The organism is Streptomyces graminilatus (assembly GCF_001418565.1).
Taxonomy (GTDB): domain Bacteria; phylum Actinomycetota; class Actinomycetes; order Streptomycetales; family Streptomycetaceae; genus Streptomyces; species Streptomyces graminilatus.
In genome coordinates, this window is sequence record NZ_LIQQ01000032.1 from 1 (window position 1) to 24856 (window position 24856).

Genomic DNA, 24856 nt, shown 5'->3' on the forward strand with positions numbered 1-24856 from the left:
CTGACCACCAACACCACCAGCCCCGACCGAAACGCGGCACCGAAGGACTGCGAGGAAGGACTGCGATGACCACGATCCACGGCTACTGCGACAGCCGCTTCCAGGCCGTCGCCGACACTTTCGCCGACACTTTCGCCGACACCTTCGCTGCCAACTTCGACGAACGCGGCGAACGCGGCGCCGCCTTCTGCGTGACCCTCGACGGCGAGACCGTCGTCGACCTGTGGGACGGCCACCGGACTCCGGCCGACCCGGAGTCGATCCGGGCGTGCGCCCTCGCCGATCTCTGCGGCTACGCGGAGCCGGGCGCCTGGAACCTCCCCGAGTACCTCACGGCGGAGATCCCCTCGTCGAACGGGATCGCGAACGCCCGAGCCCTGGCCGGCCTGTACCGGGCCGTCGTCCACGACCGTGCCCTCGGCGGACACAAGCTGTCGGCCTACGACGTGATCCGCATGGGCGCCGTCCGGTCGGCGACCTCCGTGGACCGGTTCTTCGGCTCGCCCAGTCGCTGGGCGCTCGGCTTCGCCAAGGCGACCCCGCCCGGAGACTCGTCCCAACTGACGCTCCGGCTGAGCGAGTCGGCCTTCGGCCACCAGGGCATGGGCGGCTCGTACGGCTTCGGCGATCCGGCATGCCGGATGAGCATGGGATACGTCATGAACCGGATGCACGCCGGCCCGGCCCTCACTCCGGCCGGAGCGTTGGCCGACGCCGTGTACCAGAGCCTCGGCCACGAGCGGCACGACAGCCTGTGGGTGGCACCGTGACCGACCGCCCCTTCTCCTGCCGCGACCTTGGCCGACGGCTTCCTGAATTACCCCGCCCCAGGCCGACAGCCGCCCAGGTCGGGCGCGTCGGCGGCCAGTAGCTGACACCGCGCCGCTGAACCGCCTGCCCCTCCCACCCCAAGGACAGGCGCTTCGACGCCCGCACGTCGCACGGCCGGCCGTAGATCCTCAGGCACCGGCGCCACCCCGCGTCGAGCCGACCACAGGCGAGATGTCCGCCTCCGGTCTCGACGGCCACCGCCGGACGGCCGGCAGGGCACGAGAACCGCTTCCCCGCACCGGTCGGCCCGCCCGCACCCCGGTCTCAGCACCGGCGACCGTACGCCCTCTCCACCACAACCTCGAAGCCACGACTCCGTCGTGATGACAGCCGCGCCCGCCGCTCCAACCGAGCCTGCCCGAATGGAGACAATGATGTCCCTGCAGCCCGAAACCGTCCCGTCCTCCGAAACCGTCCCACCCGTCGACACAGTCCCGGTCGCCGTCGGAAGACGGGTTCCCTCGGACCTCCGTCGGCTGTTCTACAGCTCCCCCTGGATGGCGGCGGTCGCCCCGGTCGCCACCAGCACGGCGGCGTACTTCCTCGCGATACAGGTCCAGCTTCTGGAGGGCAACGCGAAGGTCGGCTCGCTCGCCGTGGTCAACGCGCTCGCGTCGGCCGCGGCCATGCTCACCCAGCCGATCGTGGGTGTTCTCTCCGACCGCACCCGGTCACGCTTCGGTGCCCGTCGGCCGTGGATGCTGATCGGGGCGGTCATCGGCGCGGTCGCGCTGGTCACGGCCGGGCTCTCGCCGAACCTCGCGGTGCTGACCGTCGCGGCGATGGCGCTGCAGTTCGGGTTCAACGCCTTCCAGGGCCCGTTCTCGGCGCTCATGCCCGATCGCGTCCCCGAGCGGTTCCGTGGGCGCTACGCCACCGGGACCGGGCTCGGGATCATTCTCGGAGCCGTCCTCGGCCCCGTCGTCGGCTCGCTCTTCGTCGACCGGCTGCTGGTCGGCTACACCGCCGTCGCGGGGATCGCACTACTGGCCGTCGTCGTGTTCCTCCTGCTGGTGCCCGAGGCGGACAACCGCAGTGAGCCGCGCCGTCCGTTCGCACCGCGTGCGTTCATCGCCGCGTTCTGGGTGAACCCGGTCAAGTATCCGGACTTCTTCTGGGGCTTCCTCGGCCGCATCCTCCTGTTCGGCAGCTACGCGATGCTGAACACCTACTCCCTTTACCTCGCGCAGGACTACATCGGCCTGTCGCTCGCCGAGGCGACGCGGATCGTGCCGATGATCATGCTCGTCTCGCTGCCCGGCATCATCATCGCCGCCGCCGTGGCGGGCCCGCTCTCCGACCGCATGGGCCGCCGCAAGCCCATCGTGCTCGTGTCCGGGCTCGCCATCGCACTCGGCGCCGTCATCCCGTTCGCCGTGCCGACGGTCATCGGGCTCACCGTCTCCACGATCGTGGTGGCGGCCGGCTTCGGTGCGTACGCGGCTGTGGACCAGGCGCTGATGAGCTCGGTGCTGCCGAACCCCGAGGACCACGGCAAGGACCTCGGCGTACTGAACATCGCGGCCTCGCTGCCGTACACCATCGCGCCGGTGATCGCGGGCGGCGTCGTCCTCGCGACCGGCGGTTACGCGGCTCTCTACCCCGTGGTCGGCGTCGTCGGCATCATCGGCGCCCTGGCGGTCCTGCCCATCCGCGGCGTCCGCTGACCCACCACCCACGGACGCACCCGCCACCCTGCCCCGTGCACGCGGCCCGGCCGAAAGGCCGGAAGCCGCGTGCACAGGGTTCACCTGGGCTGGACCACCTTCGTCAGCCGGGTCTCCGCGGTGACCGCCTACTGATAGCAGGGGGGTCCGCACAGCACGGTGACCATGCCGCTGCCCCCGGCCGCTGTGTGGGGAGCGTGGTGGACAGCGGTCGTGGGGGTCTTGCTCGTCTCCCAGGGCATGGGGGCGGCCACAGCCTGAGGGGCGAGGGCGACGAAGGCCGCGGTGGCCGCGAACACGGCGGCTGTCGCGCGCTTGCGCAGATGCATGCGGACTCCTCGATCGATGATCGGCCAGTGAACTCCGGCGGCCCGCGCGATCCTCGGGCAGGCCGCCACGGCTGGCTGCCAGTCTTGCCGCGCGCGAGGACTCAGGCCACGTTCGTGGGACGAGTGACGCGGTTCTCCGCAGGATCGTCGAATGGCGGACCGTGCTCAGGGTGGGCCCGACGCCGGATGCGATGTCTTCCGAATTCATCGACGGGAGATAGGGTTTATGGCGACATCGCGTGTCGGTCACCGGCTGGGTGAGGCATGGAGGTGTCAGGACATGCCTTCGGAGGCATTCCTTGTCAGTCGAGCTGAACCACACGATCGTCCACGCCCGGGACAAGCGGGAGTCCGCGGAGTTCTTCGCGAACCTGCTCGGTCTTGAGATCACCGCAGAGTGGGGCCCGTTCATAGCGGTCGACCTGAGCAATGGCGTCACGCTGGACTTCGCCACGATCCCCGCGGACAGCATCACCCCCCAGCACTACGCCTTCCTGGTCTCCGAGGAAGAGTTCGACGCGGCGTACGCGCAGATCAGACAGCGTGGCATCGAGCACTACGCCGACCCCCACCGGAAGCGGCCCGGCATGATCAACCACCACGACGGTGGCCGCGGCGTGTACTTCATGGACCCGGCCGGCCACGCCATGGAACTCATCACCGTGCCGTACGGCGGCCGTCCCTCGTAACCACATCACCGAGGGCCGCACCCCCGCGCGGAGTGCGGACCTCAACAGCTGCTTGCGGCCCACGTGATCCCGGCCGGCGCCCTGCGACCACGTACGGGATCTTGAGACCCCGAGCCCCCCATGGCAGGCTCATGCCGCATGATCGATGAATTCGCGAAGGACAACCTGCACGGGAGACTGCGGCGGGACCGCGAGGCGCTGCTCTGGAAACTCGACGGCTTGTCCGAATACGACGCCCGTCGGCCTTTGACCGTGACCGGGACCAATCTCCTCGGCCTGGTCAAACACGTGGCCACCGTCGAGGCCAGGTACTTCGGCGAGGTCTTCGACCGCCCTTCCCCGGAACGGCTGCCCCGGTGGCAGGACCACAACGGCAGCGATCTGTGGGCGACCGAGGGCGAGTCCCGCGATCAGATCATCGGGTTCTACCGGCGTACGTGGGAACACTCGGGCGCGACGATCGACGAGCTTCCCCTCGACGCCCCCGGCCACGTGCCGTGGTGGCCGGAGCCCTTTCCCAACACGAACCTGTTCGCCGTCATGGTCCATGTCCTCGGCGAGACCATCCGGCATACCGGGCACGCCGACATCCTGCGCGAGGGCCTCGACGGCCGGACCGGGATGCGCGCCGAACACGAGAAGCGGATCGACGAGGAAGCCCGCGCGGCCTACCGCGCGAAGATCGAGCGGGCCGCCGGATCGGCTGCACCAATCACGGCCTAGCCTCGGGCTTTCATGACGGCTGTCCGGGCGGCTCGTCGTAAGTCCTTGGCACTGCCCGCGAGCTGGGCATCTCCACCCCTGCCCAGGTATCAGCCGAGTGTGGTGCGTGCACCCGTGGGGTGAGCTTTCATGTGGCGGATGCAGTAGCTGGCACGCTGTTTCCATGGGCATGGAGGTGCTCAGTGCGGATGACTACGAGTCGGTACATCGGGCAAGCGGGAGACTGGCCGCCCGGTACGGGGTGGCTACCGTGCCATTGCACGGCCAGGCCGACAACGTGAAGTGGCGCTCCCGCCGACCGCTGCGGATTGTCGGTGGCCCTCGGCTGGAACCGCCGGCGTCCTGGCGCGTGTGACCCGTTCCCGCTGACGTCCAGGAATCGGGCAGGATCCCGGAGATCGCCGCTGAGCTGGGAAGACAGGGCTTGTCCAGGGTCCTGTCCGACCAGCGAAAGAGGGACTCTCCGGGTGAGTAATCGTATTGGGTCATACCCGCGCGTCCGGCTACCAGACAGTGGTGGCCGAGTGGTCTCACAGGCCGGCGGTGCCCTGCTGGTGGAGACGGCCCGCCGAACGGGCCTGGCCGACGCACTGTCGCGGGCGCTCGCACCATGGCGCAAGCCCAGAGCAGTGCACGATCCCGGCAAGATCCTTGGCCCTCGCCCTCGCCGTCGCGCTGGGCGGCGACTGTCTGGCCGATGGTGGCGTGTCGCGGGCCGAGCCAGGAGTGTTCGGGCCGGCCCGATCCAACAGTCTCCCGCCTCATCGACACGCTGGCCGCAGCCGGCCCCCGCGCTCTGGTGGCCGTCCGGCGGGCCCGGGCCGAAGTCCGCGAGCGGGTCTGGCGGTTGGCCGACCAGGCTGCACCCAACTCGGACGGCCAAGTGGTTGTGGACATGTTCGCGTTCGTCGACCACGGCCGGCACGGGGTCTGGCGAGCCGGTCGCGGGCTTGCTGCGGCCGGGAGACGCCGGCAGTGACACTGCAGTCGACCACCTTGCCGCCTGCGACTGCCGGCCTCGATGACGACCGTCTCGTACAGCCGTTTCAGCAGCCGTTTCAGGAGCCGTTTCAGCATGCCGGCGTCGGCATGCAGGAAGTCGATCGTCGGGATCGTTTCTGCCTGGGAGCGCGGGAAGGTGTGCCGGGTGTCGGCGCGCCGGGACGGCGGCGGGGTCCGGTGTGCCCGCGGGTTTCCCGAATGCGGCGGTCCGGGCCGCCGGTGTTTCGGCGGCCCGGACCAGTGATGTGTGGTGTCAGAAGGCGGTTGCCGAGTCCAGGGCGATGATGTCGTTGGAGCTCGCGCCGTTCTTGGTTCCGGTGACGGTGATGGTGATCGTGTGGGTTCCGGAGGTCAGGCCCGAGGTGGTGAACAGGCTGGCTCCCGGGATCCGGGTGGCGCTGTAGTCGTCGACGCTGCGGGCGGTGCCGCCGTCCACCGAGTAGGTGGCGATGCCCTGGTCCACGTCCTTGACGCCGTAGATGACCGCGCCGGTGCCGGTGAAGGTGAGTGTGGCGGTCGACCCGGTGGTGCCGTTCCAGTGGGTGGTTGCGCTGTACAGGTCGCTGATGTTGGTGGCGGCGCCCCAGTTGGTGCCGTAGCCGAACCGGTTGGTGCCGGTGGTGGCTGCTTCGTCGATGGTCGAGATGTTCGGCGTGACCGTGGCGTAGTCCAGGGCGACCGTCACGTTGGTGCTGGCGGAGTTCTTCGTCCCGGTGTTGCTGATGGTGACGGTGTGGGTGCCGGAGCTGAGGCCGGTGGTGGACCACAGGGGTGCTTGTGGGGTGCGGGTGGTGGCGTAGTCGTCGGCGTAGGTCACCGGGCCGCCGTCGATGGAGAACGCGGCGATACCCTGGTCGCGGTCCTTGACGCCCCAGATGGTGGCGCCGCTGCCGGTGAAGGTGTAGGTGGCGGTGCCGCCGGTGGTGTTGCTCCAGTGCGCGGTGCCCTGGGACAGGTCTGACACGCCGGTGGCGGTGCCCCAGTTGGCGCCGTAGCCGAAGTGGTCGGTGCCGGAGGTGGCGGTGTCGTCGGTGGTGGTGTCGCTGGTGACCGGGCCGGGCGGCGTCACATACACGACGTAGGCGCCGTTCTTGTCGCCCAGGGCGACCGGCACGGTGATGGCTCCGCCGGAGACGGTGAGGTTGCCGCTGAAAACGGTCTGGGGGCTGTTCAGTGAGGCCACGTTGGGGATCCGGTCGACCTCGACGTGGGTGGCTCCACCGGAGGCGAGCCAGGGGACCGACCCGAATCCGGTGATGGAGACGTTGGCCTGTCCGACAAATCCGGCCGAATCGCCGATGAGTGCGGCGGCCTGGTTCTTGGTGCTGTCGATGGCGGCGGTGATGGTGGTGCTACCGCTGCCGGTGGTGGCCACGCGCGTTCCGGTCAGGTTCGCGTAGGCGCGGTAGGTCCAGTACTGGCCGGAGGGGACCAGGTTCCCGCCGGTGTGGTTGAGGATGACGCCGAGGTCGCCGGAAGTGCAGCAGTTGATCCACTCCGTGCGGGCCGCGGTGGCCATGCCGGACTGGGCGAAGCGGTCCAGCATCCAGGCGGTGTGGGCGGGGTCCTGCTGGTCCGGGACGAGGTACTCGTTGGAGGACTGGGTGAGGCCGGTGACGCCGGCGGCGGACAGGTATCCGTTGACCTGGGCGACCGCGGCGACCGGGTCGTCGGTGGTGCCGCCTCCGAGGTGGTAGCTGATGACGTCGGGCAGGGTGCCGGCGGCCTTTGCGGTCTGGATCCACGTCTGCATGGCGCTCGTGGGGTTGGAGGCGTACGCGGGGCCGTCGATGCGCGCGGACGGGGCGACCCGCCGGATTTCCCGGACGGCGCTGTTCCACATGTTCCAGTACTGCGTGCCGATCCCGGGAGGGAAGAAGCCGCCGGCGTTGGGCTCGTTGTAGGGCTCGTAGGTGACGGTGACGCCGGCGGACTGCATGGCGGCCACGGTGGTGTCGATGAACGTGGTCCAGCTCGAGCAGTCGCCGTTGTTGCAGGGGTAGAGCGCGTTGCCCGGCTGGGTCAGGTCGGCGCCCCACAGGTCGCTGAGCATCAGGACGTACTCGGCGTGGTACGGGGCCTGGGTGACCCGTCTGGCCTGGGCGATGATGGAGTTGATGCGGGCCTGGTAGCCGGCCCCGGCCTTGTAGCCGTCGCCGATCCAGCCGTCGCCGGGGATGTGCGCCCCGCCGCCGCGCATCAGGGTGAGGTTGAGCGGCTGGAGGTAGTTGTCGCCGGGGGCGCTGCCGTCCTGGCTCAGGCCGTACAGGAAGCCTTCGCCGACGCCGGTCATGGGCCCGGCGGTGGTGGACAGGTCCACGCTCAGTGTTTCGGTGGAGGCGCTGGCTGTGGGCGGTATGGCCAGCAGCGTCAGGGCGGCGGCCGCGACGACCGTCAGCCAGCTCTTGATCTTGAGGCGGGCAGGGAGTGCCATGGTGACTGTCCTTCGGGATGACGAAACACGATGGTGCACTTGCCGGGATCGGTCAGGCCCCAGTCCGGAGATTCCTTGTTCGGGGGGCGGGCCGGTCCGCTGTTCGGCGCGCGATGCGTCGTACGTGGGGAGGGCGGGGTATGCCCTCGGGTCGCCGGCCGGGTGAGACGCCCTTTGTCGAACCGGTTCGTCAGAAAGTAGGGGGCCCGGATCGGTGATGTCAATGGCGGATGAGCCTTAGGTTTCAGAAAAGCAGCAGGCCGTTCATGTGGTCGACACACGAACGCCGTAGGGTCTCGGGCTCGCATCCACCCAACCGATCGAACCGGTTCGACGCGCAGGAGTCGATCCGCGTCATCCAGCATCGGACAGTCGCGTGAACATGCGTGAGACCGCTCGGCGCGCGGGAGTCGCACGCGGCACGGTGCCGTACGCGCTGCCCGGGAAGCGTTCGATCTCGCCCGAGACCCGGCGCGGATCCAGACGGTGATGGACGAGTTCGACCACCTGCCGGCCCAGCGCCACCCCGCGGGCGCTGTCCTCGGGTGAGACCCGCACCGTGGGTCTGGTGTTTCCGCCGGCCGGCGGCCACCACCCCGACATGCCGTTGGATTTCATCGGCTCGCCGGTCGAGGCCGCCGCCGGGTTCAGCTGCGACGTACTGCCGGCCGCCTCGATCGGCGACGGCGAGCAGGGGCCGCGGCGGCTGGTCGCCGAGCGGCGGGAGGACCGCGCGGTCCTGATGGAGATCCGGTAGTCGACCCGCGGGTCGACTACCTGTCCGAGGCCGGGTTCCCGTTCGTCACCATCGGCCGCACCGGCAAGCCCGACCACACCAGCCTCGGGCTTTCACCAGGAGGGGAAGGACACACTTCTCAGGCGAGGCGGCGTTCCACCGTCGACCCGGACGTTTCCCGGCTTGTCTCCGGTGGCCGTCCACGCTCGTAGCGCTGAGGTCGCCCGCACGGTAAAGAACGGGACCCGGGGTGGACAGGGTCGTTTGCCTCATCACCTTTACGTGATCGAATCCCCGCGGCCAGCCCTCCCGGCGTCGCCCGAGCGGGCTGTCCGACGGGTGCCCAGATAACTGGAAAGTGCCTCTGACCAGCGAGAATAAGGATTGTCGAGGTCCTTGTTCCCGCGCCCGTCGGAGGCACTTTCCAGGTGATCAATCGTATCGGGTCCTACCCGCGTGTGCGCGTGTCCGGTGGTGGCAGCGGGGTGGTCTCGCAAGCCGGCGGGGTGCTGTTGGTGGAAACGGCTCGCCGGACGGGCCGGGAGGCTGCGCTGTCTTCGGCGCTCGCGCCATGCCGCAAACCCAGGACGGTGCACGATCCCGGCAAGATCCTGCTGGACATCGCCTTAAGGTGCCCGCAGTTCACGTCGCAAGGAAGTGCCCAGTTCGCGGTAGCTCTCGACCAGGTCCACGGCGTCAGGGTCCAGTAGCCACTGGGTCTGAAGGCCGTCGAGAGTCGCGATGAGGCGTTGGGCGACCAGAGGCAGATCCGCGTCCGGACGAATTTCTCCACGACTCTGACCGGCATGCAGAGCGCGGAACATCGCGTCTCGTAGCTCCCGGTACCGCTGTACGAAGAAATCATGGGTCGGATTCCGGGGGAGAAGGTTCTCGGCCACCAGGATGGTGAACAGTTGCGAAAGCCCGGCTCGTTTTACGTTGTGTTCGGCGAGGAGATGCAATCGGTCGAGCATTCCCAGGCCTCCGTCGCCGATGATCTCCGCGATGAGTGAGGCGTCCTGTCGGCTGCGGTGACTGATCACCGCCTCCAGCAGCGCTTCCTTGCTGCCGAAGTGGTGTCGCAGACCAGCCTGGGTGATGCCCACTTCTGTGGCGATCCCGGCCAGACCGGTGCCACGGTATCCATGCATGGCGAAAAGCTCGGTAGCGGCCTCAAGGATCTGTTGACGCCGCTGTCTGCCCCGCTCAAGGGTCTCCGGCGAGGAATGTTTCTTGGGGCCCTGGTCAATGGCAGTCGTGTCAACAGATCGGAAGCCATTCGAAAGGTCGCTCAACTTGTTGCCTCGATTCGATGGGCGCTCAGGAAGTCGAGGACCACTCTGTTGCCGAGGCAGTCGACGTCGTCCATGTAGTTGTGGCGAGCGCCGGGGAGAGTGACAAAAGCGGCCCCGGGAATCAGGCTCGCCAGGTCCTCGCCCATCGCATGAGGGACAGTGCGGTCGTCGTCCCCGTGAATTACCAGGGTCGGGACGTCGAGGTTCCCCAGGCGCGATCGGTTGCGGTAGGTGGCGACGGCCTTGGACTGCGCCGCCAGGCCGTCGCCGACGATCGTGGTGCTCGCGATGATCCGCATGTCCTCGTCGACGACTCGGCGATCGACGCTGGGCGCGTACAAGCTGTTGCGCTTCATCCGTACCTTCACCCAGTCGGGGGCGTATCGGACGAGAGCCGTCCGCAGTCGGGGCGACGGACGCTGGTCCGTCTCCGTCAGGCTCCCCGTGCAGCCGAGAACGAGGGAGTGGACCCGTTCGGGAGCGGTCAGCGCGATTTCCTGCGCCGTCACTCCTCCCATGGATACGCCGTAGACGTGCGCCCGCTCGACGCCGGCCGCGTCGAGCACCGCCAATCCGTCCGCCGCCAGATCCGGGATGCCGAGCGAGTCTCCGGGCCATTCGGTGCGGCCCACGCCTCTGTTGTCGAACAGGAGGACCCGATAGCGGGGGCTCAGAGCGGCAACCGCGCGGTGCCACATACGGGAGTCGAAGCCGTGCCCCATGACCAGGAGCACCGGCTCACCCGAACCGTGCTCCTCCCACCACACGCGCGTGCCGCCATTTTGTACGTACGCCATCTCGGCTCCCTGTTTCTGACGGTTCGCCCGATTGCTGCCTGGGCGTCCCGGTCCGGCTCGCGTGGACAGTACTTACCTTGCGGCTAGGAAGCAAGATGCGAAAGCTGAGACACATGCGTCGGTCCCGGTGCGTTGACCGGCTGCGTCTCACGGTGCTTCACTGCCGGAACCGGTTCCGAAACCGGTTCCGGTACCGCTTCCGGAACCGATTCCACAATCTCTGTGATCTCTGTGATCTCTGTACGACCAGCGCGGAGGAGGGGTGGCATGGCAGTCACCATCGCTGACGTGGCCGCACGGGCCGGCGTCAGCAAGACGACGGTCTCGCGGGTGCTGAACGACAAGGGCGAGATCAACGCGACCACGGTCCTGAAGGTCCGCGAGGCGATCTCGGAGCTCGGTTACGTGCCGAGCGCCGGGGCGGTCGGGCTCGCGCGCGGCAGCACCCGGGTGATCGGCATGCTGGTCCCGGAGATGAGCTGGCCGTGGACCGGGACTGTCGTACAGGCGGTCGTCGACACGCTTGAGCGCGAAGGCTTCGGTATGCGCCTGCTGACTTGCAACCGGGGCGAGGCGTCACTGCGTCGGCTGGGTGCGCAGGTCGCCGCCAAGTCCTTCGACGGGCTACTGGTGATCGAGCCCGAGGGAACCCTCGGATACATCCAGGAGCTGTACGAGTCGGGGTTGCCGGTCGTACTCATCGACGATCGCGGTCACCGGCCGGGTTTCCCCTACGTGGAGACCACGAACCGGGAGGGCGGCGCGCAGGCGGCGCGCCACCTGCTGGACATCGGGCGACGCCGTCCGCTGGTGGTGACGGGGCCGGAGAGCTACGGCTGCACGCGCGAACGGCTGGCCGGCTTCGTCGACGCCTTCGCCGAAGCCGGGATCACGCTCGACGAGCGGACCGTCACCAGCGGCGGGTTCCAGTTCGAGGGCGGCCGGGCCGCGGTGCGGCGGGCCCTCGCGGACGGCACTGCCTTCGACGCGGTGTTCGCGCACAACGACGCCTCCGCGGCCGGGGTCCTGGTCGGACTGCGGGAGGCCGGGCTGGAGATCCCCCGGGATGTCGCCGTGGTCGGCTTCGACGACGTCGAGCTGGCGTCGTACACCTATCCGGCGCTGACCACCATCCGCCAGCCGATGCGGGAGATGGGCGAGTCCGCTGTGCGCCTGCTGCTGGAGCGGGTGCGCAGCTCGCCGCAGGTCTCCACCTCGTGCTCCCTCGCCACCTCGCTGGTGATCCGGGGGTCGACCCAGCAGGTGTCTACGGCCTGATCCGACGCCGTACCGCCGATTCGACCGACTTCGCTCAGCCCGGAAGGTTCCCCATGTCCTGTGTTCCCTGGCCCGACGACGCCGAGCTTCGCCGTCGCGTCGAAGCTCTGGACCTTCCGTCGAAGGTCCGGCTGCTGACGGGTGAGACCGTATGGCGGCTGCCTGCAGAACCCCGGCTGGGGCTGCTGCCGGTGACGATGTCCGACGGTCCGCAGGGCGTACGCGGCACCGGCGAGGACCCGACGGCCACCGGGCTGCTGGCTCCGGCGCCCAGTGCCCTCGGAGCGACCTGGGACAAGGTGCTCGCGGAGCGGCTGGGGGCTCTGTTCGCGGGGGAGGCGCACCGGAAGGGCGTGGATGTGCTGCTGGCGCCCGATGTGAACCTGCAGCGCACTCCGGTCGCCGGACGGCACTTCGAGTACTTCTCGGAGGATCCCCTGCTCACCGGCACTCTCGCCGCCGCCATGGTCCGCGGGCTGCAGGACCGCGGTGTGGGCGCCTGCCTGAAGCATTACGTGGCCAACGATTCGGAGACCGACCGCACCCGGTACCGCTCCCGGCTGGACGAACGCACACTGCGCGAGGTGTATCTGGCGCCCTTCGAACAGGTCCTCGCCGAGGCCGGGCCGTGGAGTGTGATGGCCGCCTATTCGGGGGTCGACGACGGGGTGCGGTCGGCGCCGATGACCGAACACACCCGCCTCCTGCACGACGTACTGAAGGGGGAGTGGGGCTTCGACGGGCCCGTGGTCAGCGACTGGGCCGCCACCAACTCGGTGATCGCCTCGGCGGTCGGCGGCCTCGATCTGGTGATGCCCGGGCCCCAGGGGCCGTGGGGCGAGGCCCTGGTCTCCGCCGTCCGCGCGGGCCAGGTTCCGGAGGAGCTCATCGACGACAAGGTTCTGAGGCTGCTGCGCCTGGCCCGTCACACCGGCCGGCTCGGCGAGCCGGGGGCGCGAGCCGAGGACTTGCCCGCCGAGCCGTCAGGTTCCCCTGTGCCTTCGGCCGCGCCCGCTCCGGAGGAGTTCGCGCTGCTGCGGGAGGCGGCTGCCCGGAGCACCGTGGTGCTGCGCGACGAGTTCAGGCTGCTGCCGTTGGCCGCGGACCGTCTCGGCAGCGTCGCGCTGATCGGCCCGAACGCGGTGGCGCCCTATCTCCAGGGCGGCGGCAGCGCGTTCGTGCCCGCCGTGCGCACGGTGTCCTTCGAGGAGGGGCTGCGCGCCGCACTGCCGCCGGAGGTGCGGCTGACGCTCCACCGGGGCGGGGACTCCCGCCGCCGCCCGCCCGTCGTCCCGGACGCGATGCTCACCGTCCCCGGCGAGGGGGAGGGCTTCGGCGCGCCGGGCGTACGGGCGGATCATGTCGGCGCCGACGGAACGATCCTGCGCAGCACGGTCCGTGCAGGCGGCGACTGGACGACGTACCAGGACTTCTGCGCGGCCACGCGCCGGGTCGTCCTGCGCACCGTACTGACGCTGTCCGAACCGGGGGCGCACCGGCTGGAGTTCGGGTGCACCGGTCGTTTCACCCTCACGGTCGACGGTACGGAGGTCCTGTCCGGTGACGACGACCGCGGTGTCGACCACATCCTCGACTCCACCCACAGCCACCCCGAACTGCGGGGCATCGACGTGGAGGTGGGCGGCGAACCGCGTCGGCTGTCCGTCCGCGCGGACCTGGGCGTGATCGAGGCCGGCGGGTACGGCAGCTTCGTCACCGCCCAACTGCGCCACGCCCCGCCCGCTCCGACACGACGCGAGGAGATCGCCGAGGCCGTCGCCGCGGCTCGGGTGGCCGATGTGGCCGTGGTCGTGGTGGGCACCAACGAGGAGGTCGAGTCCGAGGGCTGGGACCGCACCGGTCTTGACCTGCCGGCCCCGCAGGACGATCTGGTGCGCGCCGTCCTGGCCGCCAACCCGCGCACGATCGTGGTCGTCAACGCCGGTGCCCCCGTGCTGCTGCCCTGGGCGCGGGAGGCCCCGGTGCTGCTGTGGGCGTGGCTGCCGGGGCAGGAGGCCGGTCACGCGCTGGCCGATGTCCTGTTCGGCCGTACCGAGCCGTCCGGCCGTCTGCCATGGACGCTGCCGGCCCGCGCGGAGGACGTCCCGGTGCCCCACGCCCTTCCCCTGGACGGGATCGTCGCCTACGACGAAGGCGTCCACGTCGGCCACCGCTCCTGGGACCGCCACGGCCTCGACCCGGCCTTCCCGTTCGGGCACGGCCTGGGCTGGACCCAGTGGGACTACGAGTCCGTCACCCTCCCCCAGACGTCCGTCTCCGCCGCAGCCCTGACATGCACCGCAGGCGGAGACGGACTCCAACTGTCCGTGGCGGTGGCCAACACAGGCCCCCGGGCGGGCCAGGAGGTGGTCCAGGTCTATCTGGAACCGCCCCGGACCGGATACGACCGGCCCGTACGCCTGCTCGCCGGCTTCGCCACCGTCCGCGCCGAGGCCGGCGCGAAGGCCACCGCCCAGGTGTACGTGCCCGCCCGCGCCTTCCAGATCTGGGACACCGCGAGCCGCACCTGGCACACCCCGCCCGGCCGCTACCGGCTGCGCGCCGGACGCTCCAGCCGGGATCTGCGCCTGACCGTCGAGGTGAGCGCCGACGGCGACCGCCTCACCCCGATGGGCTGACCCGCTGCCGGGACGGCCGTCACCCGGCAGGGAGGCTGACCGTGAATCGTGCCCCGGGTGTGTGTCCGGGGTCGTACGTCACCTCGCCGTCGGCGGAGCGGGCGAGACGGCGTGCCAGCGGCAGACCGAGGCCCGCTCCGGCGTGTCCGTCACCGGGATCGGCCCGTCGGCCCGGTTCGAAGAGGTGGGCGGCGAACGGGGGCGGTACGCCGGGCCCGTCGTCGATGACCTCGACGCGTACGCCGTCGGAGGTGTGGTAGGCGTGGACGGTGATGCGGGCGTGCGCGTAGCGGCAGGCGTTGGCCAGGAGCGGGCCGACGATGCGTTCGAGGAGCGCGGGCGGGACACCGGCCGCCACGTGCCGGCCTTCCGTGGTGATTGTCAAGTGGTCGGGTACGTCCTGGAGTTGGATGAGGCGTCGTAGCGCGGGCAGGACCTCGGCGGTGCCCGGAGCGGTGAGTGTGCCGCCCCGGGCGTCGTCCAGGAGGGTGTCGCAGATGACGCGCATGGACTCGGCGGCATCCGCGATGACCTGGTGGGTGGTGCGGGTCTGGTCGTCCGTTCGCGGGCGGGTGCGCCACCAGTCGAGTTCGGCGATGATCCTGCTCAGGGGCGTACGCAGCTCGTGCGAGAGTTCGCCGGTGAGCTGCCGCTCGTGGCGCAGAAGGGTGCGGATGCGGTCCAGGATCGCGTCCAGCGAGGTGCCGAGGCGGGCGAGTTCGGCCGGGTGGCGCATGCTGCCGAAGCGTTCGTCGGAGGCGACGGCGCTCCACTGGGTGGCCTGGTCGGTCATAGTACGGACGGGGCGCAGCGCACGGCCCACCGCCAGCCGGGTCAGGACGTAGGTGCAGGCGAGCATCACGAAGTCCAGGGCGAGCGATCCCCACAGCAGGGTGTCGGCCGAACTCCGGTAGGGCGAGAGATCGAGCGCGGTGACCACCGTCGCCCCGGTGCTGCCGCCGGGCACGGGCTGTGAGCACAGCCGGAGGGGACCGTCGACGTCGGTGGTGAGGCACGGATGCCCGCCGCGTGCGGCGAGTGCGTCCGCGACACGGGTCACGGGGCCGGCGTTCGGTGGCTTCTCCAGGAGCTGTCCGCCGGCGTAGATCCAGACGTTGGTGTCGAGGAGTTCGTCGTGGGAGGTCTCCAGGACGCGTACGGTCGTGCCGCTGGTGTCGATGGTCGTGGCGACGGCGGCGGCGCGGGTGCGCAGTTCGTCGTCCGCCTGGTGCTGGAGCCGGTGGTCGGCGACGGCGTTGAAGGCGATGGTGAGGACCAGCATCAGCATCGTCGCCGTGGTCAGAGCCACGAGTGAGAGCCGGCCGCGCAGGGTGCGGGGCGCCAGATGCCGGCGAAGGACGGTCACGGCGGGCCGCGTCCGGTGGCGGGCACCGTTCATGACAGGCGGTGTCCGATCCCGCGGGCCGTGCCGATCGTCCGGTCGCTGCCCGCCTCGCGGAGCTTGCGCCGCAGTCGGGTCAGATACTGGTCGAGGGTGTTGTCGTGGACATGGGCGCCCTCGTGCCAACCGGCCCGGACCAGTTCGCGGCGGCTCACGATGTCGCCGCAGGCCGCCATGAGCGCGGCCAGGATACGGAACTCGGTCGGCGTCAGAGCGACCTCGCTGCCCCGCACGCTGACCAGGTGCCGGACCGCGTCCAGGACCAGGTCGCCCGCCGTGGCGAGGGGTGGTGGCGCGGCCCGTTTGAGGGCGGCCCGTAGGCGCGCGGCGAGTTCCGCGAGGTGGAACGGCTTGGGCAGATAGTCGTCGCCTCCGGCCGAGAACCCGGACAGCCGGTCGGCGAGCCGGTGATGGGCGGTCAGGAAGATGACGGGGGAGAGGAATCCGTTCGCGCGCATCGCCTGGCACACGTCCCGCCCGTCGGCGTCGGGCAGCCCGATGTCGAGCACGGCGGCGGAGATGTCCGGGGTGGCCAGCCGCAGGGCGGTGGCGCCGTCCGGCGCGGCCACGGTGTCGAAGTCCTCGTCGCGCAGTCCGCGCATCAGCACGTCACGCAGGGCGTGATCGTCCTCGACGACCAGGATTGTCCGGCGCATGGCCCTCCCTCGGTTCACGTGGCGTGTGCGTGTGCGTGTTCGTGGCCGTGTCTATCGCACTGGGGGTCCAGTTGGGGGTCCATCGCTCGGGGAGCCAGTGGACCACGGCGAACAGGCACACTCCCAGCCAGCCGAGGGCGAACAGCCACCCGCCGACCACGTCGGTGAACCAGTGCACCCCGAGATACACACGGGTCAGCCCCACCGAAGCGCCCCAGCCGCCGATGACCAGGACGAGCGGGACTCCGCCGCGTGGCCTCCGTACCCGGACGGCGATGATCAGCAGCCCCGCGGTGATGGCCGCCGTGCCGGCGTGACCGGACGGGAACGCCCAGCCCGAGGCATGCGTCGCCCAGTCGGCCCGGGGCGGCCGTGGCCGGGCGACGAGCGCCATCACCGCGTACCGCAGTGCCTGGCCCGCCCCGAGGCAGACCAGGCAGAGCACGGCAGCCATGGCGCGTTGCCGGAGGGTGCGGGCGGCGACGAAACCGGCCAGTGCGGCCAGCGCGAACGGGATGACGCCCGTTCCGGTGGCGGTCAGCCCGCGGGCGAACGCCACCGCCACGGCCGGCCGGTGGCTGACGGACCAGGCGAGCAGGCCGTCGTCGGTGAACAGCGGGACGCCGTCGTGGCCCACCACGACCATGGTCAGCACGGCGAACGCCGTCCACGCGCCCAGGCAGCAGCTCCCGGCCAGTCCGACGACGTCGCCGCGCTTCATGGCGCGGCCTCCAGCAGCGGACGCAGCCGGGTGGCCTGGAGCCGCAGGGCCGCCGCCCGCGTCCACCCGCGCAGCACCGACATGGCGAGCAGCGCCGTCAGGGCGCCCACCACAACCCCGGCCAGCACGTCGTGGGGGTAGTGCGCGCCGACCCAGACCCGCGAGACCGCCATCGCACCGGCGGCCACCGCGGCGAACGAGCCGAGCCGGCGGGAGACGAACATCAGGGCGACGGCCGCAGCGGCGGCGATGGCCGCGTGGTTGCTGGGGAAGGACCAGTCGCCCGGCGCGGGACACGCCTCCAGCGTGGTCACCCGCAGGCTCTGGCAGGGCCGGTCCTCGCGCACCAGCGACTTCAGTGCCAGGTCCACCCCGAAGGCCACGACCACCACGAACGGCACGGCGAGCGCCGTCACCGACGCCACCGCGCCCGCCCGCCGGGCGTGCCACCAGCCGATGGTCATGAGGACCGCGAACAGGGCGAGTCCGTACGTCGACCACGCCGACGCGGCGTCGTCCAGCCAGGCGGGCGTGTGCCGGGCGAGGTCCACCACGTCGGTGTAGGCCTCGCCGTCGACCGGCGAACCGTTGAGAGCGAGAATCATCCGCGAGCCTCCTCGGCAGTGGCGGCAGCACTGGCGGCAGCCTTGGCGGCCCGGCGCGAGCGGTAGACCTCGGCGGCGACCGGAACGAGCGACAGCGCCACGATCACCGCCACCATCGGCAGCAGATATCTGTCCACGTTCGGTACGGAGGAGCCCAGCGCGTAGCCCGCCAGGGTGAGACCCAGGCTCCACACCAGCCCGCTGGCCACCTGCCAGACGGTGAACGTCCGCACCGGCACCCCGAGGGCGCCCGCCATCGGGTTCAGGACGGTGCGTACCACCGGAACGAAGCGGGCCAGGACGATCGCCTTCGCGCACCCGTAACGCTCCAGCAGCTCCTCCGTACGTCTCGCCCCCTCGTGCAGACGGGCCGAGCGGCTGCGGGCGAGCAGCGCGCCGCCCGCTCTTCGGCCCAGGAGATATCCGCACTGCGAACCCGCCAGCGCCCCCACCGCCGCCGTGACCAGGAGCGGGGCGAGCGACAGCTTCAGACCGTGGCTGTCGGTGCCGGTGCACAGCAGTCCGGCCGTGAACAGGAGTGAGTCGCCCGGGAGGAAGAAGCCGACCAGCAGCCCGGTCTCGGCGAACAGCACGACGCCCACGCCGAGCACACCGAACGCGGCCAGCAGGGAACGGGCATCCAGCACATTGACGGCCAACTGCGACGATAGCTGTATGGCTGTGGTGGTCACCGAGATCATCGAGAGCCCCTTCAACGGACAACCGGCATCCGACTACAATTCTGTAGACGGACTACTGAACTGTAGACGATATTGGGGTGAGGATCGTTCCCATGACCGACGAGACGGGCGCGAGGGACGAGAGGCGGCCGGCCGGTGAGCTCGAAGCCGCCGTCATGGCCGTGCTGTGGACCGCCGGAGCTCCGCTGACGCCCGGGAGGGTGCGGACCGGACTCGGGTCCGGGCTGGCCCGCACGACGGTGGCGACGATACTGACCCGTCTCCACGAGAAGGGCGTCGTCAGCCGGGAGCGGCAGGGCCGCGGCTATGCCTACGTCCCCGTGCAGGACGCCCCCGGTCTGACCGCCCGGCGCATGCACACCGAACTCGACCGGGACACCGACCGGGAGACGGTCCTGGCCCGCTTCGTCGCCCAGCTCAGCCCCGGCGACGAACAGCACCTGCGCCGGCTCCTGGAGGATGGCCTGCGATGACCGCCCTGCTGCTGCTCGTACCGCTGGTCCTGCCCTTCCTCGCGCCCGCTCTGGCCCGCCGGACCCTCGACCGCCTGGCCCCCGCCAGCGCGCTCTGGATCGTCAGCGCCTCGGCCCTGGCCCTGGCCGGTGCCTGCGTCGCCGCGCTCGGAGCCCTGGTCCTGACCGGACTGCTCAAACTTCCGGCCCTCGCCGCTCTCGGTGAACTCGTCCACCCGCTGCGGACACCCGCGGACCGTCTCGTCGTCCCCGCCGCCGTCGCGGCCACCGGGGTGCTCACCCTCAGCGCCTGGACGCTTCTACGCTCGGTCCTCGTACAGGCCCGCGCCTTCCGCACCGCCCGCACCCAGGCCGACCGCCGTCCCGCCGCGGGCGACCTGTGCGTGGTCGATTCGCCCCACCCGGACGCGTACGCCCTGCCCGGACGGCCCCACCGCATCGTCGTCACCACAGCCATGCTGCGCAGCCTGGGACCTGCCGAGCGTGAAGCGCTGTTCGCCCACGAACGCGCCCACAACCGGGCCGGCCACCACTACTTCCTGGCCGCGGCCGAACTCGCCGCCCACTGCCACCCCGCCCTGCGCACCACCCGCGACACCATCCGGCTCGCCGCCGAACGGGCCGCCGACGAAGCCGCTGCCGTCGTCGTCGGCGACCGGCGGGTGCTCGCCACGGCCATCGCCCGTGCCGCGCTTGCCGGGCACGCCTCCCCGTCCACCCGGCCGGACTTCGCGCCCGCCGCGGCGACCGGCCCGGTCCCGCGACGCGTCGAGGCACTCCTCGCAGCCCCCGGGAAGCCCACGCGCCCCAACCGCCGTACGGCCTTCCTCCTCGTGGCCTGCACGATCCTGTCCGTCACCGCCGGAACGGTCGGCGTGGCCGACTTCCATCACGACGTCGAGATCGCCCAGGGCGAGGCGAGCCCCTGACCGGGGAGATTCCGGGCGCGACCGGCCATCGTGTACGTGCCCGGCCCGTCGCGTGTGTCCCGCCGTACGGTGAGCCGGGCGGCGACGGCCGGGTCGCGGGGGTGGTGACGACCAGGGCCGTGCCCTTCCGGTTCCGCCGTCGGCAGGGCGTCCAGGGCGCGGGTGCCCATGGTGTGCCGAGGCGGCCGGTGGGCTCTTCGGCGAGGATCAGGGGCGGTGCCCGCGCCGGCACGCGCGCCAGGGTCACCCGCCGGGCCGGTCGGCGCCCCGCACCAGCTTCCGCGTTGTGCGTCACCATCGGCACCGCGCAGCCGTCCGCCGCCCGGTGCCGCAGCATTCGCGGCACCGGCTGCCCGGGCCCGGCTCACCCGGGAAGCGCGTGTTGCTCGTCCCCGTACGCGGGAAGGGGTCGGGAACGCGGCGGCCGACGAACCATCAGGAACCAGCGGCCGAAGCCGGATCGGGATCGGGGCGGAGGCGGGTGACGACGCGGCTCGCGGCGGTTTTCTGCATGAGGCCGTAGGCCAGGACCGGTAGCAGCAGGTGGGGTTTGTCGGGCAGCGAGGCGGTGAGCAGGACCGCGCTCGCGCTGCTGTTGTTCATCCCGCAGGCGAGCGTCAGTGACGAGGCGGTGCCCGCCTCCAGCCGCAGGAAGCGGGCGGCGGCCCGGCCGAGGGCGAAGGACAGCAGACAGACCAGAGCGGCCACGGCCAGGGCGGCGGCGTACAGCAGGGGGCGTGGCCGGGTCAGGACCGAGCCGAGGGCGCCGCTGGCGTTGACGTAGGTCAGGAGCAACGAACCGGCCATGGCGAACGGCGTCACCGTGCTGACAAGACGTCCGAGCCGGCGGGCCGGGAGGGCGAGGGTGACCAGCAGGCCGGTGGCACAGGGCAGGACCACGGTGGTGAGGGCGAACCCGTCCCCGGCCGGCCCGGCGGTGGCGGCGAGCGTGTCGGCGTAGCCGCCGCTGAGCAGCGGCGACAGCGCCGCCAGCAGCAACGGGGTGGTGAGCGGGCTGAGCAGGGTGGAGGCCAGGACCAGGCCCACCATCGTCGGCTGGTCGCCGTCGCCCTTGTCGGTCCAGACGGTGGCCCCGGCGGCGACGGGCATCGCCACGACGAGGATCATCGCGGTGAGCAGTCCGCTGCCGCCGTCGGCGTCGGGTGTGCGCCGCAGCAGCAACGCCACGAACGGCACGACCGCGAGCGGGATCACCAGGTGCAGCACAAGCCCGGCGAGCAGCGCCTTCGGGTGCCGCAGCAGCCGGCCCAGCGCGCGCACGGGCACCTGGAGCCCGGCCGAGAACAGCACCAGGGACAGCAGGAGCGGTGCGGTGTGGAGGGTGAGGTGCGGCGGCGGCAGAGGTAAGGGGTGCGGGTGGCGCAGCCACAGACCCGGTCCGGGCAGGAGCAGGGCGAGTACGTAGGCGAGGACGACGGCGCGGCCGAGCCGGTGCCGGAGCCAGGACGCGGCGCGGGTGTGCATGCGTTCATCGTGATCAGGCCGGGGGCAAAGCGCCGCGAAAGCCGCGCGGCGGTCAGGATGCGTTCAGGCAACCACTGGCAGCGTCCTGCCCATGACCCATGAACTCGCAGAGACTCCCGGGGCCGTACCGGGCATGAGCGCCTCCGCCGGCCCCTCCCACCGACCGCGCTGGAACAAGGTTCCCGAGGTCACCGCCTACTTCTGGATCATCAAGGTCCTGTGCACGACAGTCGGCGAGACCGCGGCCGACCTCCTCAGCGAGAAGGCCGGCCTGGGCCTGACCGGTGTGTCGGTCCTGATGAGCGCGCTGCTCGCGGTCGTCCTGGTCGTCCAGTTCCGTACGACCGCCTACCGCGCGGGCGTGTACTGGCTCGCCGTCGCCCTGATCAGCGTGGTCGGCACGCTGATCAGCGACAACCTCACCGACAGGATGGGCGTCCCGCTGGAGACGAGCACCACGGTGTTCGCGCTGCTCCTCGCGGTCGTCTTCGTCGTCTGGTACCGGCGTGAGCGCACCCTGTCGATCCACAGCGTCGACTCCACGAGCCGTGAGTCGTTCTACTGGCTGGCGGTGCTGTTCACCTTCGCCCTGGGCACGGCGGCCGGTGACCTGGTCTCCGAGCGGATGAACCTGGGCTACTGGCTCGCGGCGGTCCTGTTCGCCCTGGCCATCGCGGCCGTCGCGCTCGCCCACTTCGCCCTGGGGCTGGACGCGGTGTGGAGCTTCTGGATCGCCTACGTCCTCACCCGCCCGCTCGGGGCCTCGATCGGCGACTATCTCTCCCAGCCGACCGGCGACGGCGGGATCGGCCTGGGCACCGTCGTCACCAGCGCGCTGTTCCTGACGGTCATCCTCGGCCTGGTCGTCCATCTGGCGGTGACGCGCAAGGACGTCGTGGCGCCGCAGAGTGCGGTGCGGCAGGGGATCTGAGCGGTTTGCGCTCGATCGGTGGGCGGGTGGTCACCGGCCATCCGCCCACCTGTCGGTTCAGGCGGCCGACGCGGTCAGGTGCCCGGCGGTGGAGAGGGCGGTGCTGTAGCGGCGCAGCAGGAGTGCGGCGGTGGCGGCGAGGCCGGTGAGGAGGCCGAGCCAGATACCGAGGGTGTCCAGGTGGAGGGCGTACGCGAGCAGCCAGGCGGCGGGCAGTCCGACGGCCCAGTAGCCGATGAGGGTGATGCGGAACCCGCTCTTGGTGTCGTCGAGTCCGCGCAGGAGTCCGACGCCGATGTTCTGGGCGCAGTCGAAGAACTGGAGGAAGGCCGTGACGACCAGGAGCTGCGTCGCGATGGTGAGCGCCCGGTCGGAGCCGGTGTCCAGGAACGGCGCCAGTACGAGGCGCGGCACGGTGAGATACAGGATGCCGACGCCGGCCATGACGGCGGCGGCGCAGGTCAGTGCCGTGTTCTTGATGCGCCGGGCGCCGTCGTGGTTGCCGAGGGCGAGTTCGCGGCTGACGTTGATGGACGCCGCGTGGGAGAGCCCTACGGCCACCTGGAAGACGATGTAGACGAGCTGGTTGACGGCGGTGTGCGCGGCCAGCGCGTCCGGGCCGAACGAGCCTGCCATGAGGGCGGTGACGGAGAAGAACCCGGCCTCCGAGCCGTAGGTGGCGGCGATCGGCACACCGAGGCCGAGGATCCGCTTGAGTACGGCCGGGTCGGTGCGGTTGATGTCGAGGGCGAGGAACGGGGCGAGTGCCCTGTCCTTCTTCGCGGAAAGATAGAGGGCGAGGAAGGACAGCAGGTAGACGGTGGACGTGGCGATGCCGACGCCCGTCAGTCCCAGGCGGGGCAGGCCGAACGTCCCGTGGATCAGGATCCAGTTGAGGCCCGCGTTCACGCCGATCGACACCACGGTGATCCGGAGCAGGGCCTGGGGGCGGCGCATGCCGACGGTGAACTGGCGTACGGCCTGGAACCACAGGCAGGGCAGCAGGCCGGGGGCGAGCGCGAAGAGCATGTTCTGCGTGAGGTGGACGACGTCGGCGTCCTGGCCGAGCCAGGCCAGCGCCTGACCGAGCAGGATCATCAGCAGGGCTCCGGCGAGCCCGGCGAGCGTGGCGACGGCCAGGCCGGCGCGCACGATGGCCCGTACCTCGTCGTGTGCCGACTCGCGGGAGCGGCCCGAACCATCTGACGCATCCGGGTCAGTGCTGTCGGCCGACTGCTCGGCGCGGGCCGCGGCGGCGGCGACCTGGTTGCCGACGGAGGTGACGAGGCCGACGCCCATGGTGCGGATCTGGTTGAAGATCACGATGGCGAGGCCGCCGGCCGCGAGTTCGGTGGTGCCGAGCAGCCCCATCATCACCGTGTCGGTGGTCGTGAGGGCCACCTGGGCGAGCTGGGTGAGGACGAGCGGCACGGCGAGCACACCGAGTGCGCGGCTGTCGCGGAGGAGGGTGGTCAGCATGTGGTGGTCTACCGGTTCCCGCGGAGTTTGGTGAGGAGTTCGTCGACTTCCCGCTCGGTGTCGGGGCTCAGCAGGTTCCGCTCGGCCATCCATTCGTCGTTGAAGACCGTGTCCATGTACTTCTCTCCGCCGTCGTTGATCAAGGCGACCATAGTGGTGCCGGGCGGCAGGTCGGACAGCCGGGCCAGGGCCTCGTGGACGACGCCACCGGCCGAGCCGCCGATGAGCAGACCGGTACGGGCGACCGCCCGGCAGGTCGCGAAGGCCTCGACGTCGCCGACCTTGACGCCCTCGTCGATCAGGTCGAAGTCGACCAGGGCGCCGATCGTCGCGCCCTCGGGCGTGCCGGTGCCGGACTGGTAGTAGTCGTGGGCGGGGCCGCCGAAGGCGATGGACCCCTTGGGCTCCACGCCGATGACGGTGAAGCCGGACATGAGCCTGCTCAGTTCGCGGCCGGTGCCGCACAGGGCTCCGCCGGTGCCGACGGCGCCGATCAGGACGCCGATGTCACCGTCGAGCGCCTCGTGGAGTTCATGGGCCACGGGGAAGTAACCGACGCCGTTGGCGAGGTTGTTGTGCTGCTCGGTGAAGACGGTGTTGTCCTGGCCTCGGGCCATGTCCTCGGCGAGTTCCTCGCGGGCGGCGGTGGCCAGCTCCTCGGCGCCGTCGTCGACGACGTACACCAGTTCGGTGCCCAGCGCCTTCATGCCGCGCAGTTTGTCGGGGGCCGCGTGGTTGTCGACCACGGCGGTGAAGGTGTACCCGCGTTCGGCGGCGATCACCGACAGGCCCAGGCCGGTGTTGCCGGAGGTGGACTCGATGATGCGCCCTCCGGCCCGCAGTTCGCCCGCGGCTTCGGCGGCGTCGATCATGGCGCGGGCCATGCGGATCTTCGCGGTTCCGGTGGGGTTGAACATCTCCAGTTTCAGCAGCAGACGGCTGCCGGTCTCGGTGGTGGCGAGTTCCAGCAGAGGGGTGTAGCCGATGAGGTCGGATATGCGGGAGACCACGGCGGGGCGCTGGAGAGCTCCAGGCATCGAATGCTCCTGTAAGG

24 protein-coding genes and 2 pseudogenes are annotated in these 24856 nt (G+C 70.7%); 12 read left to right on the forward strand and 14 right to left on the reverse strand.

Annotated elements, in window-relative coordinates; genetic code table 11:
* Positions 1-65: 65 nt before the first annotated feature.
* Both AOK08_RS04065 and AOK08_RS04070 read left to right on the forward strand, forming a co-directional pair.
* Positions 66-770 (forward strand): serine hydrolase, encoded by a 705-nt coding sequence (locus AOK08_RS04065; RefSeq protein ID WP_055523705.1) that lies wholly within the window; start codon positions 66-68, stop codon positions 768-770.
* A 423-nt stretch (positions 771-1193) separates the two neighbouring features.
* Complete coding sequence (locus tag AOK08_RS04070) at positions 1194-2498, forward strand: MFS transporter (RefSeq protein WP_157876560.1); 1305 nt, start codon at positions 1194-1196, stop codon at positions 2496-2498.
* 128 nt (positions 2499-2626) lie between these two features.
* On the opposite strand, the gene AOK08_RS04075 is transcribed toward AOK08_RS04070, so the two are convergent.
* Positions 2627-2827 (reverse strand): hypothetical protein, encoded by a 201-nt coding sequence (locus AOK08_RS04075; protein ID WP_055523708.1) that lies wholly within the window; start codon positions 2825-2827, stop codon positions 2627-2629.
* A gap of 299 nt (positions 2828-3126) precedes the next feature.
* Here AOK08_RS04075 and AOK08_RS04080 point away from each other — a divergent pair, with 299 nt between their 5' ends.
* The 3 genes and pseudogenes from AOK08_RS04080 to AOK08_RS42700 all read left to right on the forward strand — a co-directional run.
* Positions 3127-3516, forward strand: a complete 390-nt coding sequence (locus tag AOK08_RS04080) for a VOC family protein (RefSeq protein ID WP_055523710.1) — start codon at positions 3127-3129, stop codon at positions 3514-3516.
* 138 nt (positions 3517-3654) lie between these two features.
* Positions 3655-4239, forward strand: a complete 585-nt coding sequence (locus tag AOK08_RS04085; RefSeq protein WP_055523712.1) for a DinB family protein — start codon at positions 3655-3657, stop codon at positions 4237-4239.
* A 467-nt stretch (positions 4240-4706) separates the two neighbouring features.
* Positions 4707-5237 (forward strand): annotated as a pseudogene (locus AOK08_RS42700) (transposase); the annotation flags it as partial.
* A 257-nt stretch (positions 5238-5494) separates the two neighbouring features.
* Here AOK08_RS42700 and AOK08_RS04090 read toward each other — a convergent pair.
* Both AOK08_RS04090 and AOK08_RS47005 read right to left on the reverse strand, forming a co-directional pair.
* Positions 5495-7675, reverse strand: coding sequence for an autotransporter outer membrane beta-barrel domain-containing protein (locus tag AOK08_RS04090; RefSeq protein ID WP_055523713.1), 2181 nt, complete (start codon positions 7673-7675; stop codon positions 5495-5497).
* Between the two features lie 354 nt (positions 7676-8029).
* Entirely contained in the window at positions 8030-8233 is a 204-nt protein-coding gene (locus AOK08_RS47005; protein ID WP_055523715.1) for a hypothetical protein, read from the reverse strand.
* A 10-nt stretch (positions 8234-8243) separates the two neighbouring features.
* Between AOK08_RS47005 and AOK08_RS04100 the strand changes: the two genes are divergently transcribed.
* Both AOK08_RS04100 and AOK08_RS42705 read left to right on the forward strand, forming a co-directional pair.
* Positions 8244-8432, forward strand: a complete 189-nt coding sequence (locus tag AOK08_RS04100) for a hypothetical protein (RefSeq protein WP_157876562.1) — start codon at positions 8244-8246, stop codon at positions 8430-8432.
* A gap of 407 nt (positions 8433-8839) precedes the next feature.
* Positions 8840-9040, forward strand: a pseudogene (locus tag AOK08_RS42705) (IS1380 family transposase); the annotation flags it as partial.
* Here the strand turns inward: AOK08_RS42705 and AOK08_RS04105 are convergent.
* Together AOK08_RS04105 and AOK08_RS04110 are read right to left on the reverse strand one after the other, a co-directional pair.
* Complete coding sequence (locus AOK08_RS04105) at positions 9038-9706, reverse strand: TetR/AcrR family transcriptional regulator (RefSeq protein ID WP_157876563.1); 669 nt, start codon at positions 9704-9706, stop codon at positions 9038-9040. The pseudogene AOK08_RS42705 and the gene AOK08_RS04105 overlap by 3 nt on opposite strands.
* Positions 9703-10503 (reverse strand): alpha/beta fold hydrolase, encoded by an 801-nt coding sequence (locus AOK08_RS04110; protein WP_055523720.1) that lies wholly within the window; start codon positions 10501-10503, stop codon positions 9703-9705. Before AOK08_RS04110 ends, AOK08_RS04105 begins: the two co-directional genes overlap by 4 nt.
* A 267-nt stretch (positions 10504-10770) precedes the next feature.
* On the opposite strand from AOK08_RS04110, the gene AOK08_RS04115 reads away from it, so the two are divergent.
* A complete protein-coding gene (locus AOK08_RS04115; RefSeq protein WP_055523721.1) occupies positions 10771-11781 on the forward strand; it encodes a LacI family DNA-binding transcriptional regulator in 1011 nt (336 codons plus the stop codon).
* Between the two features lie 53 nt (positions 11782-11834).
* A complete protein-coding gene (locus tag AOK08_RS04120; protein ID WP_055523723.1) occupies positions 11835-14420 on the forward strand; it encodes a beta-glucosidase in 2586 nt (861 codons plus the stop codon).
* 19 nt (positions 14421-14439) lie between these two features.
* Here AOK08_RS04120 and AOK08_RS04125 read toward each other — a convergent pair whose 3' ends face one another.
* The 5 genes from AOK08_RS04125 to AOK08_RS04145 are packed head-to-tail and all read right to left on the reverse strand — an operon-like array spanning position 14440 to position 18505.
* Positions 14440-15819 (reverse strand): sensor histidine kinase, encoded by a 1380-nt coding sequence (locus AOK08_RS04125; RefSeq protein WP_055523724.1) that lies wholly within the window; start codon positions 15817-15819, stop codon positions 14440-14442.
* Positions 15816-16478 carry a response regulator transcription factor gene (locus AOK08_RS04130; RefSeq protein ID WP_055523726.1) on the reverse strand — a complete coding sequence of 221 codons (663 nt, stop codon included), beginning with the start codon at positions 16476-16478 and terminating at the stop codon, positions 15816-15818. The genes AOK08_RS04125 and AOK08_RS04130 overlap by 4 nt, the downstream gene beginning before the upstream one ends.
* Positions 16432-17199 (reverse strand): phosphatase PAP2 family protein, encoded by a 768-nt coding sequence (locus AOK08_RS04135; protein WP_055523727.1) that lies wholly within the window; start codon positions 17197-17199, stop codon positions 16432-16434. The genes AOK08_RS04130 and AOK08_RS04135 overlap by 47 nt, the downstream gene beginning before the upstream one ends.
* Positions 17196-17804: a phosphatase PAP2 family protein gene (locus AOK08_RS04140; RefSeq protein ID WP_055523729.1), complete on the reverse strand. Its 609-nt coding sequence runs from the start codon at positions 17802-17804 to the stop codon at positions 17196-17198. The genes AOK08_RS04135 and AOK08_RS04140 overlap by 4 nt, the downstream gene beginning before the upstream one ends.
* Positions 17801-18505, reverse strand: a complete 705-nt coding sequence (locus tag AOK08_RS04145) for a DedA family protein (protein ID WP_055523731.1) — start codon at positions 18503-18505, stop codon at positions 17801-17803. The genes AOK08_RS04140 and AOK08_RS04145 overlap by 4 nt, the downstream gene beginning before the upstream one ends.
* A 92-nt stretch (positions 18506-18597) precedes the next feature.
* Between AOK08_RS04145 and AOK08_RS04150 the strand changes: the two genes are divergently transcribed.
* Together AOK08_RS04150 and AOK08_RS04155 are read left to right on the forward strand one after the other, a co-directional pair.
* A complete protein-coding gene (locus AOK08_RS04150) occupies positions 18598-18978 on the forward strand; it encodes a BlaI/MecI/CopY family transcriptional regulator (protein ID WP_055523733.1) in 381 nt (126 codons plus the stop codon).
* Positions 18975-19907 carry a M48 family metalloprotease gene (locus AOK08_RS04155; RefSeq protein ID WP_055523735.1) on the forward strand — a complete coding sequence of 311 codons (933 nt, stop codon included), beginning with the start codon at positions 18975-18977 and terminating at the stop codon, positions 19905-19907. Before AOK08_RS04150 ends, AOK08_RS04155 begins: the two co-directional genes overlap by 4 nt.
* Here AOK08_RS04155 and AOK08_RS04160 read toward each other — a convergent pair.
* Both AOK08_RS04160 and AOK08_RS04165 read right to left on the reverse strand, forming a co-directional pair.
* Positions 19868-20077, reverse strand: coding sequence for a hypothetical protein (locus tag AOK08_RS04160; protein ID WP_055523736.1), 210 nt, complete (start codon positions 20075-20077; stop codon positions 19868-19870). The genes AOK08_RS04155 and AOK08_RS04160 overlap by 40 nt on opposite strands.
* A gap of 265 nt (positions 20078-20342) precedes the next feature.
* The gene (locus tag AOK08_RS04165; protein WP_055523737.1) at positions 20343-21392 is read right to left on the reverse strand and encodes a bile acid:sodium symporter family protein; all 1050 of its coding nucleotides are present in this window, start codon (positions 21390-21392) and stop codon (positions 20343-20345) included.
* Positions 21393-21483: 91 nt separating this feature from the next.
* Here AOK08_RS04165 and AOK08_RS04170 point away from each other — a divergent pair, with 91 nt between their 5' ends.
* Complete coding sequence (locus tag AOK08_RS04170) at positions 21484-22323, forward strand: COG4705 family protein (RefSeq protein WP_055523738.1); 840 nt, start codon at positions 21484-21486, stop codon at positions 22321-22323.
* A 57-nt stretch (positions 22324-22380) separates the two neighbouring features.
* On the opposite strand, the gene AOK08_RS04175 is transcribed toward AOK08_RS04170, so the two are convergent.
* Positions 22381-23802, reverse strand: a complete 1422-nt coding sequence (locus tag AOK08_RS04175) for an MATE family efflux transporter (RefSeq protein WP_055523739.1) — start codon at positions 23800-23802, stop codon at positions 22381-22383.
* 8 nt (positions 23803-23810) lie between these two features.
* A complete protein-coding gene (locus AOK08_RS04180) occupies positions 23811-24839 on the reverse strand; it encodes a cysteine synthase family protein (protein WP_055523741.1) in 1029 nt (342 codons plus the stop codon).
* Positions 24840-24856 lie beyond the last annotated feature (17 nt).

Coding starts and splice junctions, on each gene's coding strand:
- AOK08_RS04065 (WP_055523705.1), top strand. CDS start 66: ATGACCACGATCCACGGCTACTGCGACAGCCGCTTCCAGGCCGTCGCC.
- AOK08_RS04070 (WP_157876560.1), top strand. CDS start 1,194: ATGGAGACAATGATGTCCCTGCAGCCCGAAACCGTCCCGTCCTCCGAA.
- AOK08_RS04075 (WP_055523708.1), bottom strand. CDS start 2,827: ATGCATCTGCGCAAGCGCGCGACAGCCGCCGTGTTCGCGGCCACCGCG.
- AOK08_RS04085 (WP_055523712.1), top strand. CDS start 3,655: ATGATCGATGAATTCGCGAAGGACAACCTGCACGGGAGACTGCGGCGG.
- AOK08_RS04090 (WP_055523713.1), bottom strand. CDS start 7,675: ATGGCACTCCCTGCCCGCCTCAAGATCAAGAGCTGGCTGACGGTCGTC.
- AOK08_RS04110 (WP_055523720.1), bottom strand. CDS start 10,503: ATGGCGTACGTACAAAATGGCGGCACGCGCGTGTGGTGGGAGGAGCAC.
- AOK08_RS04115 (WP_055523721.1), top strand. CDS start 10,771: ATGGCAGTCACCATCGCTGACGTGGCCGCACGGGCCGGCGTCAGCAAG.
- AOK08_RS04120 (WP_055523723.1), top strand. CDS start 11,835: ATGTCCTGTGTTCCCTGGCCCGACGACGCCGAGCTTCGCCGTCGCGTC.
- AOK08_RS04125 (WP_055523724.1), bottom strand. CDS start 15,819: ATGAACGGTGCCCGCCACCGGACGCGGCCCGCCGTGACCGTCCTTCGC.
- AOK08_RS04130 (WP_055523726.1), bottom strand. CDS start 16,478: ATGCGCCGGACAATCCTGGTCGTCGAGGACGATCACGCCCTGCGTGAC.
- AOK08_RS04135 (WP_055523727.1), bottom strand. CDS start 17,199: ATGAAGCGCGGCGACGTCGTCGGACTGGCCGGGAGCTGCTGCCTGGGC.
- AOK08_RS04140 (WP_055523729.1), bottom strand. CDS start 17,804: ATGATTCTCGCTCTCAACGGTTCGCCGGTCGACGGCGAGGCCTACACC.
- AOK08_RS04145 (WP_055523731.1), bottom strand. CDS start 18,505: ATGATCTCGGTGACCACCACAGCCATACAGCTATCGTCGCAGTTGGCC.
- AOK08_RS04150 (WP_055523733.1), top strand. CDS start 18,598: ATGACCGACGAGACGGGCGCGAGGGACGAGAGGCGGCCGGCCGGTGAG.
- AOK08_RS04155 (WP_055523735.1), top strand. CDS start 18,975: ATGACCGCCCTGCTGCTGCTCGTACCGCTGGTCCTGCCCTTCCTCGCG.
- AOK08_RS04160 (WP_055523736.1), bottom strand. CDS start 20,077: ATGGGCACCCGCGCCCTGGACGCCCTGCCGACGGCGGAACCGGAAGGG.
- AOK08_RS04165 (WP_055523737.1), bottom strand. CDS start 21,392: ATGCACACCCGCGCCGCGTCCTGGCTCCGGCACCGGCTCGGCCGCGCC.
- AOK08_RS04170 (WP_055523738.1), top strand. CDS start 21,484: ATGACCCATGAACTCGCAGAGACTCCCGGGGCCGTACCGGGCATGAGC.
- AOK08_RS04175 (WP_055523739.1), bottom strand. CDS start 23,802: ATGCTGACCACCCTCCTCCGCGACAGCCGCGCACTCGGTGTGCTCGCC.
- AOK08_RS04180 (WP_055523741.1), bottom strand. CDS start 24,839: ATGCCTGGAGCTCTCCAGCGCCCCGCCGTGGTCTCCCGCATATCCGAC.